Below are 16,445 nucleotides of genomic sequence, written 5' to 3'. Positions count from 1 at the left end.
GTTTTTAAAATTATCTACCTTGGTAGTTGGGAATATTTTTCCCTATTTAGGACATAAACCCAGTGATATACCTTTTTTTATCATAAAATTCTTGGCTGCATCATGCTCATTTGGGATTTCACCCTCCAGGATAGCCTCCTTAATGGCTTCCTTTATTATACCAATTTCTTTTGAAGGTTTTAGGTTAAAGGTGTCCATAATCTCCTCTCCCGAAACCGGAGGTTGAAAGTTTCGAATCCTATCCCGTTCTTCTACTTCCTTGATCTTTTGGCGGACAAGTTTAAAATTGTTCTTATACCTCCGCTGTTTTTTTGGGTTTTTTGTTGTAATGTCCGCTTCGCATAAGGTCATCAAATCCTCAACGTTGTTACCGGCGTCGAAAACCAATCTTCGTACCGCGGAATCAGTCACATGTTCCTCTGCTAAAATAATGGGGCGTGAACTCATCATGACCATTTTTTGAACGAATTTCATTTTGTCGTTCAGTGGCATGCGCAATCGTTTAAAAAGTTTGTACACCATTTTGGAGCCTACAAATTCATGGCCATGGAAGGTCCAGCCAATTTTCTTATGGAAACGTTTCGTAGGTGCCTTCCCAATATCATGGAGTAGTGCAGCCCAACGCAGCCAAAGGTCATCAGTCTCCGTGGAAATATTATCCACTACTTCCAGTGTGTGCCAAAAATTATCCTTGTGCCGTTGTCCTTCTATTTCCTCTATTCCCTGCAGAGCGGTCAATTCTGGCATGATGATGTCCAATAGGCCCGTTTTATGCAATAAGGAGAATCCTTTGGACGGGGTTGGGCAGAGCATAATTTTGTGAAGCTCCTCTACAATACGTTCTTTGGAAATAATCTTGATGCGTTCTTTGTTGCGTGTAATGGCATCCAAGGATGAGGCTTCAATCCTGAATTCCAATTGGGTTGCAAATCGGATTGCCCGCATCATTCTCAAGGGATCATCGGAATAGGTGATATCTGGATCTAGTGGAGTCCGTATCAGTTTGTTTTCCAGATCCTCCAATCCATTGAAGGGGTCTAAAAGGGTGCCAAAATCCTTTTTGTTCAATGATATGGCCAAGGCATTGATGGTGAAATCCCTTCGCTTTTGATCTTCTTCCAATGTACCGTCCTCAACGACCGGTTTTCTACTATCCCTATGGTAACTTTCCTTTCTGGCACCTACGAATTCAAGCTCCAGTTCATCATGTTTGACCATGGCGGTACCAAAATTTTTAAAAACGGAAACTTGGGGCTTTTTCGGAAGTTTTGATGCCAATTGTGTAGCCAGTTCGATACCGCTTCCAACGGCGACAACATCGATGTCTTTTGGAATTTTTCTCTTTAAGAGGTAATCCCTAACAAATCCGCCAATGACATAGGTATCCAGATTGAGTTCGTCTGCAGTGCGACCAATAATTTCAAAAATGGGTTGGCTTATGGCCTTTTTATAGTCCATTGGATATTCTTCGGCATTATTCCCTAATCACTTTCACGCGGCCATCGATACCCATTTTAATTATGGAGGATGGACCCGCATACTGATTTTCAGGCTTCAAATTTACCACATAGTCCACACCTGTTAAAATGGCCTTGTCAATTTCTTTGAAATTTAAAGCAATTGGTTGGTCTTGAAGATTTGCACTGGTGGAAACAATGGGTTTTTTGAACTTTCCAATGAGGTATTTGCAAAATTTATCGGAAGCGACCCTAATGGCGACCGAATTGTCCTGGGCAATTACATTTGAGGCGAAGCCTTTCGGTCTATCATAAACAAGGGTGGTAGGTTTGGTGGCCAAGTCCATAATGTCGTATGCCAAATCCGGAACCTTTTCCACATGCCGTTCCAGCATAGCATCGCTAGCAACAAGACATACGAGGCCTTTGTCATCTAACCCTTTCAATGTAAGTACTTTTTCTACAGCGGCCGTATTGGTCGCGTCGCAACCAATCCCCCAGACGGTATCGGTAGGGTAGAGGACAAGGCCGCCATTTTGTAGTACTTTAAGGGCTTTGTTTAATTCGTTGGTGAAATCCATTCTTTAGATCGGTTCAATTAATTTCAAATACTTTTTTAATTGAAATGGGTAATTCCACTTCTTATGGGTATATAATTTCTTTGTTTCCAAGCTGTTGTTTGAAATACTGTTGAAGAGTTGCGCAAGGCTTTCAGAATCCTCGTAGAAATATGAGTTTTCGTATAAATCGGGCATTACGCTCATTTCTTGGGGTGTGATTAAAGGTTTTTTATAGGCAAATGCCAAATTATAGGCTCCTGTTATCTTGTATTTCAAATAATTCTGTTCAGTATTGGAAACCGGTGCCATAATGAAATCAGAAGTTTTTATATACTCGTGAAATATTTCATTTTCTATAAAGTGATCGAAAGTGATTAGGAAAGGGGTTAAATTCAGCTCTTGGACTTGTGAAGAGAACAGGGCAACATCCGGATTTTTTGGATTCATTTTTCCCAAAATAATAATCTTTAGGTTGGTACTCTCCAATTCCAATCTGGACAATGCTTCCAGTACTATCTTATAGTTTCTTCTTTTATAGTTGACCTCCCCAGGGATACAAATCCAAACATCATTCTTTTTATCCATTATTTTCGAACTTGGGAACTTCGGGAAATAAATGGGATAGTAAGGAAAAAGCCGAATGTTCCTATCATTAAGTACTGTAGAATCCACCAAAAAATCGTTCAGGACATAGTAGTTCTGAATCCGTTTACTAATGATTTTTTGTGAAAAACTGCCGTTCAGTTTTTTTAAATTATGGATACTCCCAAAGCATTTGATTCTTTTTGGCAACAGCCTGGTAAGTGCAATCGTTTCCTTATTACTACTGGCCGTATTGAAAATTACCACATCAAATCCATTTCTAACAATATATTGGTAGGTTGTAAACCAATTGTAAATTCTTTTTATAAAAAAAGAGGAGCTCCGTGGGTCTAGAAATCTAGTTTTGCTCGTTTCTATACCATAATGAACTATGTTTTTATGGATCTTTGGATGTATTATTAAATGAACATCGTAATTGGCGTCCTTTAGAAATCGGATTTGACTGTATAAACATTCTTCATGGTACGTGGTTAGCTCTATAAGGGCTATTTTCTTTTTGAGCATGTTTATCTTCTATTAATTTTCAAAGATACTGGAAGACTTTTATATTTTTGCCAAACTATGACCAATACACCAGAGGACCTAAAAATAAGTGTAATTGTGAGCACCTACAATGCGGAGGAGTGGCTCAAGAAGGTTCTTTGGGGTTTCAACCAGCAGACGTTCAAGAATTTTGAAGTGGTAATTGCCGACGATGGGTCCAAACCCGCGACCAAGGAGTTGTTGGACCAAATGTCGAAGGAGGTATTTTACCCAATCGTGCATGTATGGCAGGAGGACGATGGGTTTCAAAAGTCAAGAATCCTAAACAAAGCGGTCGTTGCGTGCCGGACGGATTATATTATTATGACCGATGGCGATTGTATTCCCCGGGAGGATTTTGTGCATGTGCATTACATCAATAAGGAACCTGGTTATTTTATTTCTGGTGGATATTACATGTTGCCGATGAATATTTCCAAATTGATAAGCCTTGAAGATATCGAACAGCAACGTTGTTTTGATATCCATTGGCTCAAGGAAAAGGGCATCCCCAAAACATTTAAGAACAACAAGTTAACGGCCAGCGGCCTTATTTCAAAGGTATTGAATTGGGTCACACCAACGAACGCCAGTTGGAACGGCCATAATTCATCGGGGTGGAAACAGGATATTTTGAACGTGAACGGTTTTGATGAGCGAATGCAGTACGGCGGTCAGGATAGGGAGCTGGGTGAACGCCTTTTCAATTTCGGGATCAAATCTAAGCAATTGCGATACAGTGCCGTTTGTGTGCATTTAGATCACAAAAGAGGATACAAAACTCCGGAATCCATTGCAAAAAACCAGGGGATTAGAAAAAAGACAAAAAAGGAAAAGAGGGTTTGGACCTTTTACGGCATTACCAAATAGTAGGCCAACTCGTTTTTTTGTTCCAGACGCTTTAGTTCCCTGAATCTTTCCAAGACGCCAAGTGCGTTCAAATAGCAGATTACATAACCTTTTTTGCCGTCCAAAAACCCAAGTCTTAGAACATAATGGTTAAAGAACTTCCAACCAGTTTTTAGGTACATCGCGGCATAATTGAATTTTCGTTCGCGGTAGAAACATTCAATTGCCTTTAATCTACCATAATTTAACATTTTGGACTTGTAGTCCTCGTAGTTTTTATAGCAATAATGGGTAAGTTTTTCATTTAGAATACCAGAAGTACCTTCCACATCCAACGTCTCATGGACGATTCTCCTATCCGAAAATTTAGCTTTGCTTTTTCTAAAGAGTCGGTAATTCTTGTCAGTTTGCCATCCGCTGAACCTTAATTTCTCGTTTTGGAACATGAACTGTCTGAAGAACCAATACGCCACGATTTCAGTTTGTTTGGAAACCGTTTCCAAAATTTCATTTTTCAAGGGTGTAGGCACAATTTCATCGGCATCCAAAAATAGCACCCAATCATGGGTCGCCTGCTTGAGCGCGAAGGACTTTTGGGCGGTAAAATTTTCAAATGGATTTTGAATGACTTTTACCTTGTGATGCTTTAAAAGATATTCATAGGTGCCATCCGTACTAAAGGAATCCACCACAATGATTTCGTCAACAAAGGAAACGGACTCTAAACACTTTTCAATGTATCCAATCTCATTGTAGGTGATTATCAGGGCCGTAATTTTTTCTCTATTACTCATCATATTTTTCGAATAAGTAGGGTCGGTAGCATTGGGCTAACAAAGGTATAACAAAAAAAAAAGGCAAAAATTGTAATCCTTGGTAGATTTCTTACAAATTGCTTTAAAGACCCATGTTTTTAAGGAGATGTTAAAACCCGTTTAGGGTTGCGTTTCGAAGTTTATTTAAATGGATTTCACTTAAAACATCACTTAAATTTCAATTCCCCTTAAAAATATTAGGCCGATATTTTCAATAGTATAAAAATCGAAAACATCGGCCCTTGAAATTTTTTACAGATTTCTTTATACGGCTACATCATACTCTCTAAGCGCTTCGTTCAAGGAAGTTTTTTTGTTGGTACTTTCCTTACGTTTGCCAATGATTAAAGCGCAAGGCACCTGATATTCGCCCGCCGCGAATTTTTTGGTATAGCTACCTGGAATTACAACCGACCGGGGCGGCACAAATCCTTTGTTCTCGACAGGCTCGTCTCCCGTAACATCGATTATCTTTGTGGAGGCCGTAAGCACCACATTAGCACCCAAAACGGCTTCTTTACCTACTCGAACGCCTTCAACTACGATACATCGAGATCCAATAAAAGCATTGTCCTCTATAATGACCGGGGATGCCTGCAAGGGTTCCAAAACTCCTCCAATTCCTACGCCTCCGCTTAGGTGAACGTTCTTTCCTATTTGAGCACAGCTACCTACCGTCGCCCAGGTATCAACCATGGTTCCTTCATCCACGTATGCGCCAATATTTACATAACTGGGCATTAGGATAGTCCCTGGGGAAATGTAGGCACCATGTCTAGCCACGGCATTGGGCACAACCCTGATACCTTTTTCCTTATAGCCTTTTTTCAAAGGCATTTTATCATGATATTCAAAAATACCCGCTTCTAAAGTCTCCATTTTTTGGATAGGGAAATAAAGTACCACGGCCTTTTTTACCCACTCATTGATTTGCCAATCGTCCCCGTTAGGTTCTGCGCAACGTAATTTTCCCGCATCAATAAGGTCAATGACCTCTCTAATGGCGTTTTGGGTATCCGTTTCTTTTAAAAGGTCCCTGTTTTCCCATGCTTTTTCTATGGTATCCCGTAATTCTGTCATCTGTATTAAAATTTTGTCAAATATAAGCGGAAGCCTAGGAATTCCCTATCGGTCTATCTTCATATAACAAATTATCCTTTATTTTTGCCAAAAATTTAAAGTGGGAAGAATTCTTGCGTTGGACTATGGTCAAAAGAGAACGGGCATTGCGGTAACGGACGAGTTTCGCATCATTGCATCGGGACTGACAACGATACCTACGGATGAAATCATTCCATTTTTGACCCACTATTTTAAGGAGGAGTCGGTCGATGTACTTGTCGTTGGGGAACCCAAACAAATGAACAACCAGCCATCGGAATCCGAAGTATTTATAAAACCGTTTTTGACAAAACTGTCCGAAGCCTTTCCCGATATAAAAATCGAACGTCAGGATGAGCGGTTTACCTCTAAAATGGCATTCCAGAGTATGTTGGATAGTGGGTTGAAAAAAAAGCAGCGAAGGAACAAGGAACTGATCGATGAAATTAGTGCGACGCTCATTTTACAGGATTATTTAAAGAGAATCTAAATGATATTACCAATTGTAGCCTATGGCGACCCGGTCTTGAGAAAGGTAGGGGAAGATATTGATAAGGACTACCCAAAACTATCCGAGCTTATTTCCAATATGTGGGAAACCATGTACAATGCCAGTGGCGTTGGGTTGGCCGCACCCCAGATAGGATTGCCCATTCGATTGTTCGTGGTGGATACTACACCTTTTTCGGACGATGAAGACCTTTCGCCCGAAGAGCAAAAGCAGCTGAACGGTTTCAAAAAGGTATTTATAAACGCCCAAATTGAGGAAGAGACAGGTGCCGATTGGCCTTTTAACGAAGGCTGTCTAAGTATTCCAGATGTTCGCGAAGACGTCAATAGGAAGGAGCAGATACGGATTACCTATTTAGATGAAAATTTCGAGGAATACCAGGAAACCTACGACGGACTATTGGCCAGGGTCATTCAGCACGAATATGACCACATTGAAGGTATTCTGTTTACGGATAAACTTTCCTCCTTAAAAAAGCGATTGCTAAAGGGAAGGCTGGCCAATATATCCAAAGGGAAAATAAGCGTGGATTACAGGATGCGCTTTCCCAATGTAAAAAAAGGAAGGTAAAGGGATTTAATTCATAAGAAAAGTGGCATCTTTGCCCACTCAAAAAAAATAAAAAATAGTGCCTATGGGTTTGGAGAAAATTTTGTCGGTTGCCGGTAAACCTGGATTGTATAAATTGATAACACAGACACGGACAGGCTTTGTGGCGGAGTCTCTATTGGACGGAAAGAAGATCAGTGTAGGTTTGCGAAGCAACGTCAGTGTACTTTCTGAAATAGCCATTTATACTTTGGACGAGGAATTACCATTGCGGGATGTTTTCTTAAAGATTCAGGAGAAGGAAAATGGTGAAAAAACATCGGTAAGCCACAAGGACGAAAAGATAAAATTGGAGGAGTACTTTTTTGAGGTATTGCCCAATTACGATGAGGATAGGGTGTATACCAGCGATATCAAGAAAATCATTCAGTGGTACAATCTTTTGGTAGAAAATGATTTGACCGATTTCTCTAAGGAAGAAACTAAGGACACTGAGAAAAAAGAGGAAAAAGAGTAGATTGTTAGAGATCTAATTTTATAAAAGGCCCTCATTCAGGGTCTTTTTTTATGGGAATACGAAATCGAAGAATACTTTAGAATCTTCATAGAATTTTGGTCGTGGGGCGAAAAAAGCTCTCCTCCCCGGGTAGGGAAGGGTGTTCCGCGACAGCGGAACGGGGATGGTGAGGCAGTAAACAGATTCTTCCTCCTCGCTACGCTCGTCATCAGAATGACAACGGACACCCATTTGTCTTATTGAGCAAAGCGAAGTATCCGTTGTGGTAAAGATTGCCCAAAGGGAAACCGAGCAGCGGAACGGGGAGGGCCGGGGTTTTCTTTCCGATACTTTTTCCATCGCCGAAAAAGTATCCAAAAAGGCTAGGCTGATTTTAGGATACTTGAAATCCAAGAAGTCCTTAGCCCGCATCGCCCAGGCCGTTTCCGAATACATCGGAATACTATTTGGGCGATTTCATTTTGGCCAATTCCAAGGCCTTCCGGATTTACTATGCATCCCAAAATAGGCCGGTTTACTCCTTAAAATGCATTTAAGTTAACTGCTACAATTAAAACCCAAAAAAGCTCCCCTTCCGAGGTAGGGAAGGGTGTTCCGCGATAGCGGAACGGGGAGGGTCGGGTTTATGGCAGTTGTTGCCACCTTCATTTTCTTTGGTTCTTGAAAGAAAACGAAGCAAAAAAAAAAGAAGACTTTCCAGTAGGAATTTTTACTTCGTAAAACCCATCTCGAAACTCGGCCGTTCCGCTTCACGGAACAGGTTCCATCCCGAGCTTTCTCGATGTATTCTTCTGGAAAGGGAACCACACATTCATCTTTAGGTTTTTAATTCGCCATTTGTAGAGTTGGGTGCGATTATCTCAATTGCCTAAAAAAAGCTCCCCTCCCGGGTCAGGGAGGGGAGTTACGCGATAGCGGAACGGGGAGGGTTGGGATTTCCATACGCTCAGATTCCTACTCCCTTTTTCCTATTAAATCAAAAAATCCTTAATCCTTTTCTATCGTTTCGTACGTATATTTGCTTTTCTTCCAATCAATCAGTTTGGAAGGGTAGTAATTCACATTGTTCCGCTCTAAGAATGGTGCCTGGTCTGCCAATCGGACTTTGTAGTTTTCCCAATCCCTGTTTTCAGGTACCGTCCACGCAAGTTCTGAATATCCAATCATACGTGGAAACGCCAAATACTCCAATTCGCTGATATTGGTAATGGTTTCAGACCATAGGGGAGCTTCGGTTCCTAAAATATTTTCCTTTGGAATTCCGTAATCCTCCGGAGACCATTGGTAGGCCGAATCCACCGGAATGTAGGCCGCCCAGTGAAGCCCTAGGTCGGTCAGGGTATCGTATTTCATATCCAAATAGGCCTTGTTCGCAGGTGAGACGATGACTTTCATGTTTTTTGCCACCGCTTTCTTTGCATTTTCTTCACTGGCCCACCATTGTGCAATGGCGTTGGAGTCAATATCCGCATTGGCAACTTCGTCCCAACCGATCATGAGCTTGCCGTGTTTTTGCACAATTTTCTCCACCTTGTTCACAAAATGGATATAGTCGTTCTTTTTGGTAACATGGCTTTCATCCCCGCCCATATGGAAATAGGGGCCAGGGGTCATTTCGGAGATTTCCCGAACCACATCGTCAATAAAGGCATAGACCGTATCCTTTCGGGTATCAAAGGTGCTAAACCCTACCTGCATGCCCGTGTACAATTTTGGCGTTTTTCCATTGCCGTTCAAGATGGGATAGGCTACGGAGGCCGAGTTGGTATGACCGGGCATGTCCACTTCAGGAATAATCGTCATATAGCGTTCTTGGGCATAGCGCACGATTTCCTTATAATCCTCTTGGGTGTAAAATCCGCCGGGACCCCCGCCCACTTCCGTGCTGCCACCAATCTCGGTAAGTTTTGGCCAGGACTTGATCTCGATGCGCCAGCCCTGATCGTCCGTGAGGTGCAGGTGCAACATGTTGATCTTGTAGTAGGCTAATAGGTCGATGTATTTTTTCACGTCCTCCACACTAAAAAAATGTCGGGCTACGTCCAACATGGCACCCCGATAGCCAAAATTGGGATTGTCCGTTATTTTCCCCGATGGTATGGGCCAAATTTTCTGAGCGGCAAGGGTGTCATTGCTCACATTTGGAACCAACTGACGCAAGGTCTGGATACCTCGAAAGGCACCTTCGGCGGTATTGGCGTTCAATATGATGGAATCCTGATTGATGTACAGCTGATAGGCTTCGGGAGCGTTCAATTCAAGGCTGTCCGACTGGTTGATGTAAATGACCCGTTCCACTGTGTTGGCTTTTTTTCCGTTCACGGGTACGTCTAAGTCTATGTGCGCCTTTATTTTTTCGGCTAAAAATTCGCCAACCTTGTCAAAACCCGTGGCATTTTTGGAAGTGTAGATGGCGGTGAATTGATCCAGTGCAAAAGCCGAATTCGTTGGAATCACCTTTACAGGCTTTGGGATAAGACTAACGGTGGCCAAATCCGTTTCGGGCATTAGGATGCGTGGTTTTTCAGGTTCGCTTTGGCAGGCCAAAATGACCAACCCAAGGGACAGGAAAAAAAGACTTCTGATGAAAACAGTTTTGATCATTGTTTTGGTTTAGGGGTTGTTTACTAAATGTTGCATGGCATGGAACCAAATGTCATATCCTTTTTGGTTCATGTGAAGGCCATCTGATACAAAGATATCCTTTTTGACTTCTTTCCCATTAAGCATTGGATACCAGACATCCGCAAAGAGGAGGGATTCGTCCTTTTTGGTCAATCTTAGGAATTTTCTATTGAGGCGTTTGTATTTTCTCCGCAAGTGCCATCTGCTGATACTGGGCTTGGCCGATATCAACACAATTTTCATGTCCGGGTTTTGTCTTCTGAGTTTGCCGATAATCATTTCCGTAGTGCCGATGATCTTCCGTGGTCTTTTTTTGGCCGAAATATCATTGTCCCCTTCGTAAATAAAAACTTTGGTGGGATTGTACCGAAGCACTAGGGTGTCCAAATAATAGAGCAAGTCCGATGCCTGGGAGCCACCAAAACCGGCATTTAGTACCTGATGCTCTGGAAAGGAAGCTTGTAAATTGTCCCATTTACGTATACTGGAACTCCCCGTAAAAACAATGGTTTCCTTGTTTGGGTCCCAAAGGGAATCGTTTTTTTGGGTCAATGCCTCGACTTCTTCAGCAAAGGCGGGTCTTTCTTGGGCCGATAGCCAAAATGTGGTGCCTAAAAAGAAAATTATTAGAAGGATACTACCTTTTATTAAGGGTATTTTAATTTTCAAGATTAGAATATTATTTGGGTTCAACTTTATCAATTACTTTGCTTAATATCCCCAGAGTTTATCTCCACCTCCCACCAATCATAAAACCGTTGGATCCAATCATCAGAGGGTAGGTTTTGTTGTTTCATGCCAAATCCGTGTCCGCCTTTGGAATACATGTGCAGCCCTACGGTTTTGTTTGCCTTGAGCCATGAGGAATAAAGTTCAATGCTCCCGGCGGCCAATCCCAAGGGGTCGTCCGTGGCGCAGATGACCAGCATGGGTGGCGCGTCCTGTGGCACTTCCTGAACGGGTTGGGCCGTGGTCCAAGGATATACGGGCACCAGGAAGTCGGGCCTGTTTTTTTCGTTGTAGTTGTACGCCACGCCCAGGGTGACGGCACCCCCGGCGGAAAAGCCCATAAAACCGATTTTATTTGGGTCCAGTCCATATTTTTCCGCATTTGACCGTACATGGTCAATGGCGTTGAGTCCATCCTGAACCGAAAAAGGAAGCACCGGTGCTACCCGTTGCATAATTTGCATGGGATTGGTGGCGCCTTCTTGGGTTATTTCCTGTACACCGTCCGCTCCTGTGGGAACCAAACGGTATTTCAACACAAAGGCCGTAATGCCCCTTTCGGCCAACCATTGGGCTACAAGATTGCCTTCACTTTCTATGCTTAAGGCATATAGGCCTCCCCCGGGAGCTACAATAACGCTGGTTCCATTGGGCTTTTCGGGTGCAAATACCTCCATAGTGGGGGTAGAGACGTTGGTGACCACTTGGGTCTGCCAGATTTCGGAAAAGTATTCCTTCTCGCCTCCTTCCCACTTTACATTTGGTGGGGTTTCATGGGGCAGTTCAATGTATTGTTGGGCAAAAATGCTGCTTGAAAAGCAAAGGACTAAAACGTTGATTATATGCTTCATAACTATCTAATTAATTCAATAACAAAAATAAACCTGCTGCCATTAGGGCACCTATTACCGGACCCACAACCGGCACCCAAGCATAGCTCCAATCGCTCTTTCCCTTGTTTTTCAAAGGCAGGAGGGCATGCATGATCCGGGGCCCCAAATCCCTAGCGGGATTGATCGCATAGCCGGTGGGACCGCCTAATCCAAAACCAATGCCCATCACCAACAGGGCAACGGGAAGGGCATCTAGTGACCCTAGGGAAATCGGTTCGTTGGCCAAGGCCCCACCAGCGATATAGAATACCCCAAAAACCAGGGCGAAGGTTCCGATCGCTTCGGTAACCACGTTCCAACCATAGCTTCGTACTGCCGGAGCCGTACTGAAGGTGGCCAAAACGGCATCGGTATCATCGGTAAGGTCATATTGTTTTTTATAGGTGAGCCATACCAAAAAATTGCCGACCATGGCCCCAAAAATTTGGGCAATGATATAGCCGGGCACCAAGGTCCAGGAAAATTTTCCGGCGGCGGCAAGCCCAATAGTCACGGCGGGATTCAAATGGGCACCGCTGACATCAGCAGATATAAAAACCCCAATGAAGACGGCAATTCCCCAAGCCAGGGAGATGCCTACCCATCCGCTATCGGCACCTTTGGTGCCCTTTAAAACAAGATTTGCCACGACCCCGTTGCCTATAAGGATAAGCATTCCGGTGCCGATGATTTCAAAAATATACGCTGTCATAGTTGGTTGGTTTATACTTTTTAAAGAGATGGAATTATAATTTCATGTTCAAACCCCAAATTGCTGTAAGTGATGCTCCAGATGCTTAGAAAATAGGGTGTTCCATTCCGTTTTGGTCAAGGTTCCAAAAGCATAGGATTCCTTCCCGTCAAAGTGGGCCGACCCTAGTTCTTGGGTCTTTCGCATGTTGGCAATGAGACTGTTCTTTTCCTTTTCAAAATCCCGTTCATCACTGATCTTAAAAACTGGCGAGGTGGGTCCGTTTTTCTTATACGGTTTTGGGCCTACAACGGTATTTTTTGCCAACAGCTTGATCAAGAATTTTTGCAGTCCTTTGGGTTTGGGATGTTTGTCCGTATAGGTGGTTTCATAGGCCACGTTGCAGTGGGCCAACATTTGGGAAACGTTCATCTTGCCCCATTGGGGAGCGGTTTCCGGTGTCAGGTTATTGATGCGCGCAATGGTTTCCTCGCATTCCTGCTTGTCGAATAAATTTTTCCAGGTCATTGTGATTGTGTTTAATTAATGCCTTTTACTTTCATCTGTAAGGTATAAACGGCGTCCATGGCCGTAATAAAGAGTATGTCCCTTTCCGGGCCTCCAAAAGTGACATTCGCGGTCCAGTTTTCAGGGACCTTAATGTGTTTTATTTGTTTACCATCTTTGTTGAATACCGTTACCCCATTACCGGTTAGATATAGGTTGCCTTTATTGTCCAAGGTCATACCGTCCGACCCCATCTCACAAAATAATTCCCGATCGTAAAGGCTTCCATCCTTATTGATTTTATATACATATGTTTTTTTATCGCCCGGATCGGCGATAAACAATTTTTTGCCATTTTTGGACCCTATGATTCCATTGGGCATAATCAAGTTTTCCTCAACAATGGTCAGTTGGGTACTCCCAGGAGCTAAATAGTAAACACGTCTTTTCTCGACTTCTGGTTCCCTATCTTTCCACCAATCTCTTTTGTACAGAGGGTCCGTTATATACATTCCCCCTTTTGGGTCTACCCATACATCATTGGGTCCTCCCAAAAATTTTCCCTCAAATTTTTCTACGAGTACCGTAACATTCTTTTCCGGATCAATTTTCCATAATTGATTATTTTCATCGGCACAGGATATCAGGTTCCCTTGGTGATCAAAATAGAGTCCGTTCGAACGACCACTGGGGTGCATCCAATCTGAGACGGTATTGCTCTCTGCGTCCCATTTTACGATGCGGTCATTGGGCTGGTCCGTGAAATACACATTTCCCTCGGAATCCCTCGCCGGACCTTCGGTAAATTTGAATTCTTCAGATACCAAAGTAAGTGAAGCACCCGCTTCTACAATATCTTGGGCGTTAGCGCAGGAGTTCAAAAGAAGCAAAGCAAAAAGTACATTTATGGTTTTCATCGATTAGTCAATAATTATTTTGTTAGTTTTTTAGTTTACTTAGTGGCCCCCGGACCTTTTACGAATCGGCCTGAAAAAGTTCCCGTATGTTCCCCGTCTTTTAAAACGTGTCCCCCATTGACGAAAACATGCTGCACGCCCGTGGCATATTGGTGGGGTTCCTCAAACGTGGCGTTTGCCTTGATGGTTTTTGGGTCGAAGACGACCACATCGGCAAAATACCCGACTTTTAAAGCCCCTCTTTTTTTCAATTTTAAATTGGTAGCCGGCAAGGTTGTCAATTTATAGATGGCCTCTTCCAGGGAAATCACTTTTTCATCGCGCACAAAATGGCCCAATAATCGGGCAAAGGAGCCATAGGCGCGGGGATGGGTACTTTGTTCCAAGAAGACCCCTTCATTGGTATAAGAACCCGCATCGGAACATATACTCATGTACGGCAGTTTCAATTTCTTTTTTACGTTTTCTTCGGACATGGAAAAATAGACGACCTGGATCCTGCTGTCGTCCTCGTAGATGAGGTCTACCAAGGTTTCGTTGGCCGATTTCTGACGTTCTTCGGCAACTTCCGCCAAGGTCTTCCCGATCAAATGCCTCAGTTCTTTATTTCTAAAACCGACCAACAGAATATTCTCGGGTGGTACGTGGAAGTCGATTTCGTCCATCATCTTTTTTCGGGTGGCCGGATTTTCCATCAGCGTAATCGTCGATTTATGTCCGCCTTCCTTGGCCCATGCCGGAAGTACCACGTTCAATCCCGTAGAACTGGCATTGTACATGTACATATCCGTCGTGATGGCCAGACCTTCGGTACGGGCGGCGTTTACCATGGTAATCGCACTGTCCAACAAATGCCAATTCGCGTTCCCCGATGCCTTAAAGTGATAAATTTCGGCTGGGAGTTTCGCTTCCCTGGAAATGGTAATCAGTTCGTCCACTGCCTCCAAAAGCCCGCCTTCCTCGTCCCGAATGTGGGAAATATACATGCCGTCATACTCGGCAACTACCTTCGCCAGTTCTATGATTTCATTGGTATCGGCATGGCCACTGGGCACATAAATCAAGGAAGTGGAAAGTCCAACGGCGCCCTCTTCCATACCTTGCCGCAACAGGTTTTTCATGGTTTCCATTTCTTCGGGCGAAGGAGGTCTTTTTTCTATGCCGATGGCGTATTCCCGCAACGTTGCATTCCCAACAAAGGAAGCGACATTGGTAGATATGCCCTTCTTTTCCAAATAATTAAGGTATTCTCCCAAAGAGGTCCATGGGATATCGTATTTGATATCGCCCTGCCCATTCTTCATCTCCTGCTTCATCTCTTCGCTCAAAGGCCCCATGGATGATCCCTCGCCCAATACCTCAAGGGTAACCCCTTGCCGGATATCCCCTTGTGAACGTCCGTCTTCCAACAGGGCCACATTGGCCCAGCTCAACACGTTGATGAAACCCGGCGCGACCGAAAGTCCGGTAGCGTCTATTTCCGCTTTGCCCACTGTATTTTCAAGGGAGCCTATGGCCGCAATGGTATCGGCATTGATGGCGATGTCCCCGGTAAAGGATGCCTTGCCGGAGCCATCCAAGATCTGCCCGTTACGTATAACGACATCATAAGTTGTTTTTTCGGGATTTTCGCAGGCCGTGAATAACGCCCATAGCAGCGTTAGACAGAGAAGGTATTGTTTTGACATCTAGAGGTTGTTAAGAAAATCCATATTGTGTTGCATACTTTCCAAAGGCGTACTGGCGTATTCCTCCTGTTCGATCAGAATATGTTTGACTCCTGAAGCTTCCCGATGATTCATCATGGCTTGGATGTCCAATCCCCCTTTGCCAAATTCCGTACTTTCCTTTTTGTCCATATCCATGTCCTTTAGATGCCAAAGTGGGAACCTGCCCGGATATTTTTTGAAATAGTCTAGGGGATCCTTCCCTGCGACGATCACCCAGCCCAAATCGAGTTCCATATGCACCAAATTTGGGTCGGTTTGGTCCATAAGTACGTCGTAAAGCACTTGCCCTTGATCCGATTCAAATTCGTATTCGTGGTTGTGGTAGCCGAACTTGATGCCCAATTTTTGACAGGCTTCGCCGGCCTTGTTGAATTCCTCCGCCACCTTTTCATAATTCTCCACCGTTTGGCCGTCCGACGGCATGGAGGAGCATATCAGGTAGTCCTGACCGGAGGCAGCGGCCTCTTCCATTGTTTTTTCGAAGTGCTTGTCCAGATGTACGTGTCCGCTGACCAATTTCATGCCCAGATCTTCGCAGGCCTGTTTCATACTCTTGGGCGTGAGCCCGTAATAATGCCCTTTAGTGCTCCTGGCGGATTCTATTTCTTTGATGCCGATGTTGGCAATCTGCTCCAAGGTGCCCAACGGGTCTTTGGCCATCTGGTTCCTAAAACTGTACAGTTGCACCCCGAATTTCAGATCGGTTTCCAAGGCGAAAGATACCGCGGGCAAAAGAACCGACCCTACCGAAAAAAGCGAGGAACGGACTAAAAAATTTCTTCTATGCATGTGTTCTTAAAGTTTGTGCCGATGCGTTTTATGGAAAGCATCACAATTTCCCAAGTTACTAAAATATACAACATGGCCTGTACCCTTAGATTTGTACTTTT

At 43.7% G+C, this 16,445-nt stretch carries 18 protein-coding genes; 5 read left to right on the top strand and 13 right to left on the bottom strand.

What is annotated here, in order from left to right; translation table 11 throughout:
• Window positions 1-42 precede the first annotated feature (42 nt).
• From F0361_RS00540 to F0361_RS00530, 3 genes are read right to left on the bottom strand one after another with little or no spacing between them, the layout of a single operon-like run.
• Window positions 43-1,458: a CCA tRNA nucleotidyltransferase gene (locus tag F0361_RS00540; protein WP_154916771.1), complete on the bottom strand. Its 1,416-nt coding sequence runs from the start codon at window positions 1,456-1,458 to the stop codon at window positions 43-45.
• 16 nt (window positions 1,459-1,474) lie between these two features.
• A complete protein-coding gene (locus F0361_RS00535) occupies window positions 1,475-2,038 on the bottom strand; it encodes an L-threonylcarbamoyladenylate synthase (protein WP_154916768.1) in 564 nt (187 codons plus the stop codon).
• A 3-nt stretch (window positions 2,039-2,041) separates the two neighbouring features.
• The gene (locus tag F0361_RS00530) at window positions 2,042-3,124 is read right to left on the bottom strand and encodes a glycosyltransferase family protein (protein WP_154916766.1); all 1,083 of its coding nucleotides are present in this window, start codon (window positions 3,122-3,124) and stop codon (window positions 2,042-2,044) included.
• A 57-nt stretch (window positions 3,125-3,181) separates the two neighbouring features.
• On the opposite strand from F0361_RS00530, the gene F0361_RS00525 reads away from it, so the two are divergent.
• Window positions 3,182-4,012, top strand: coding sequence for a glycosyltransferase family 2 protein (locus F0361_RS00525; RefSeq protein WP_154916764.1), 831 nt, complete (start codon window positions 3,182-3,184; stop codon window positions 4,010-4,012).
• Here F0361_RS00525 and F0361_RS00520 read toward each other — a convergent pair.
• Together F0361_RS00520 and F0361_RS00515 are read right to left on the bottom strand one after the other, a co-directional pair.
• Window positions 3,994-4,788 (bottom strand): glycosyltransferase family 2 protein, encoded by a 795-nt coding sequence (locus F0361_RS00520; protein ID WP_154916762.1) that lies wholly within the window; start codon window positions 4,786-4,788, stop codon window positions 3,994-3,996. The genes F0361_RS00525 and F0361_RS00520 overlap by 19 nt on opposite strands.
• Before the next feature lie 282 nt (window positions 4,789-5,070).
• Entirely contained in the window at window positions 5,071-5,886 is an 816-nt protein-coding gene (locus tag F0361_RS00515; protein WP_138257591.1) for a 2,3,4,5-tetrahydropyridine-2,6-dicarboxylate N-succinyltransferase, read from the bottom strand.
• A 100-nt stretch (window positions 5,887-5,986) separates the two neighbouring features.
• Between F0361_RS00515 and ruvX the strand changes: the two genes are divergently transcribed.
• The 4 genes from ruvX (at window position 5,987) to F0361_RS00495 (ending at window position 7,992) form a co-directional block, all read left to right on the top strand.
• Window positions 5,987-6,397 carry a Holliday junction resolvase RuvX gene (gene ruvX / locus F0361_RS00510; protein WP_154916760.1) on the top strand — a complete coding sequence of 137 codons (411 nt, stop codon included), beginning with the start codon at window positions 5,987-5,989 and terminating at the stop codon, window positions 6,395-6,397.
• Window positions 6,398-6,988 (top strand): peptide deformylase, encoded by a 591-nt coding sequence (def, locus tag F0361_RS00505; protein WP_154916758.1) that lies wholly within the window; start codon window positions 6,398-6,400, stop codon window positions 6,986-6,988.
• 64 nt (window positions 6,989-7,052) lie between these two features.
• Complete coding sequence (locus F0361_RS00500) at window positions 7,053-7,484, top strand: DUF5606 family protein (protein ID WP_154916756.1); 432 nt, start codon at window positions 7,053-7,055, stop codon at window positions 7,482-7,484.
• Window positions 7,485-7,746: 262 nt separating this feature from the next.
• On the top strand, window positions 7,747-7,992 hold the full coding sequence (locus F0361_RS00495) for a hypothetical protein (RefSeq protein WP_154916754.1): 246 nt from the start codon (window positions 7,747-7,749) through the stop codon (window positions 7,990-7,992).
• A 479-nt stretch (window positions 7,993-8,471) separates the two neighbouring features.
• On the opposite strand, the gene F0361_RS00490 is transcribed toward F0361_RS00495, so the two are convergent.
• Genes F0361_RS00490 through F0361_RS00455 form a run of 8 tightly spaced genes read right to left on the bottom strand, consistent with a single transcriptional unit; the run spans window position 8,472 to window position 16,344 of the window.
• Window positions 8,472-10,088 (bottom strand): beta-N-acetylhexosaminidase, encoded by a 1,617-nt coding sequence (locus tag F0361_RS00490; protein WP_154916752.1) that lies wholly within the window; start codon window positions 10,086-10,088, stop codon window positions 8,472-8,474.
• 9 nt (window positions 10,089-10,097) lie between these two features.
• Window positions 10,098-10,778, bottom strand: coding sequence for a GDSL-type esterase/lipase family protein (locus F0361_RS00485; protein WP_246160779.1), 681 nt, complete (start codon window positions 10,776-10,778; stop codon window positions 10,098-10,100).
• A 29-nt stretch (window positions 10,779-10,807) separates the two neighbouring features.
• Window positions 10,808-11,689: an alpha/beta hydrolase gene (locus tag F0361_RS00480; protein ID WP_154916750.1), complete on the bottom strand. Its 882-nt coding sequence runs from the start codon at window positions 11,687-11,689 to the stop codon at window positions 10,808-10,810.
• A 10-nt stretch (window positions 11,690-11,699) separates the two neighbouring features.
• Window positions 11,700-12,422, bottom strand: coding sequence for an MIP/aquaporin family protein (locus F0361_RS00475; RefSeq protein WP_154916748.1), 723 nt, complete (start codon window positions 12,420-12,422; stop codon window positions 11,700-11,702).
• A gap of 48 nt (window positions 12,423-12,470) precedes the next feature.
• Entirely contained in the window at window positions 12,471-12,929 is a 459-nt protein-coding gene (locus F0361_RS00470; RefSeq protein ID WP_154916747.1) for a DUF1569 domain-containing protein, read from the bottom strand.
• Between the two features lie 11 nt (window positions 12,930-12,940).
• Complete coding sequence (locus F0361_RS00465) at window positions 12,941-13,825, bottom strand: SMP-30/gluconolactonase/LRE family protein (protein WP_154916744.1); 885 nt, start codon at window positions 13,823-13,825, stop codon at window positions 12,941-12,943.
• Between the two features lie 35 nt (window positions 13,826-13,860).
• Entirely contained in the window at window positions 13,861-15,513 is a 1,653-nt protein-coding gene (locus tag F0361_RS00460; protein ID WP_154916742.1) for an N-acyl-D-amino-acid deacylase family protein, read from the bottom strand.
• Window positions 15,514-16,344, bottom strand: coding sequence for a sugar phosphate isomerase/epimerase family protein (locus tag F0361_RS00455; protein WP_154916740.1), 831 nt, complete (start codon window positions 16,342-16,344; stop codon window positions 15,514-15,516).
• Between the last annotated feature and the right edge of the window lie 101 nt (window positions 16,345-16,445).

The organism is Maribacter flavus (assembly GCF_008386635.1).
GTDB lineage: Bacteria > Bacteroidota > Bacteroidia > Flavobacteriales > Flavobacteriaceae > Maribacter > Maribacter flavus.
The sequence above is the reverse complement of the archived record's forward strand: the minus strand, read 5'-3'. Positions and strand labels throughout refer to the sequence as shown.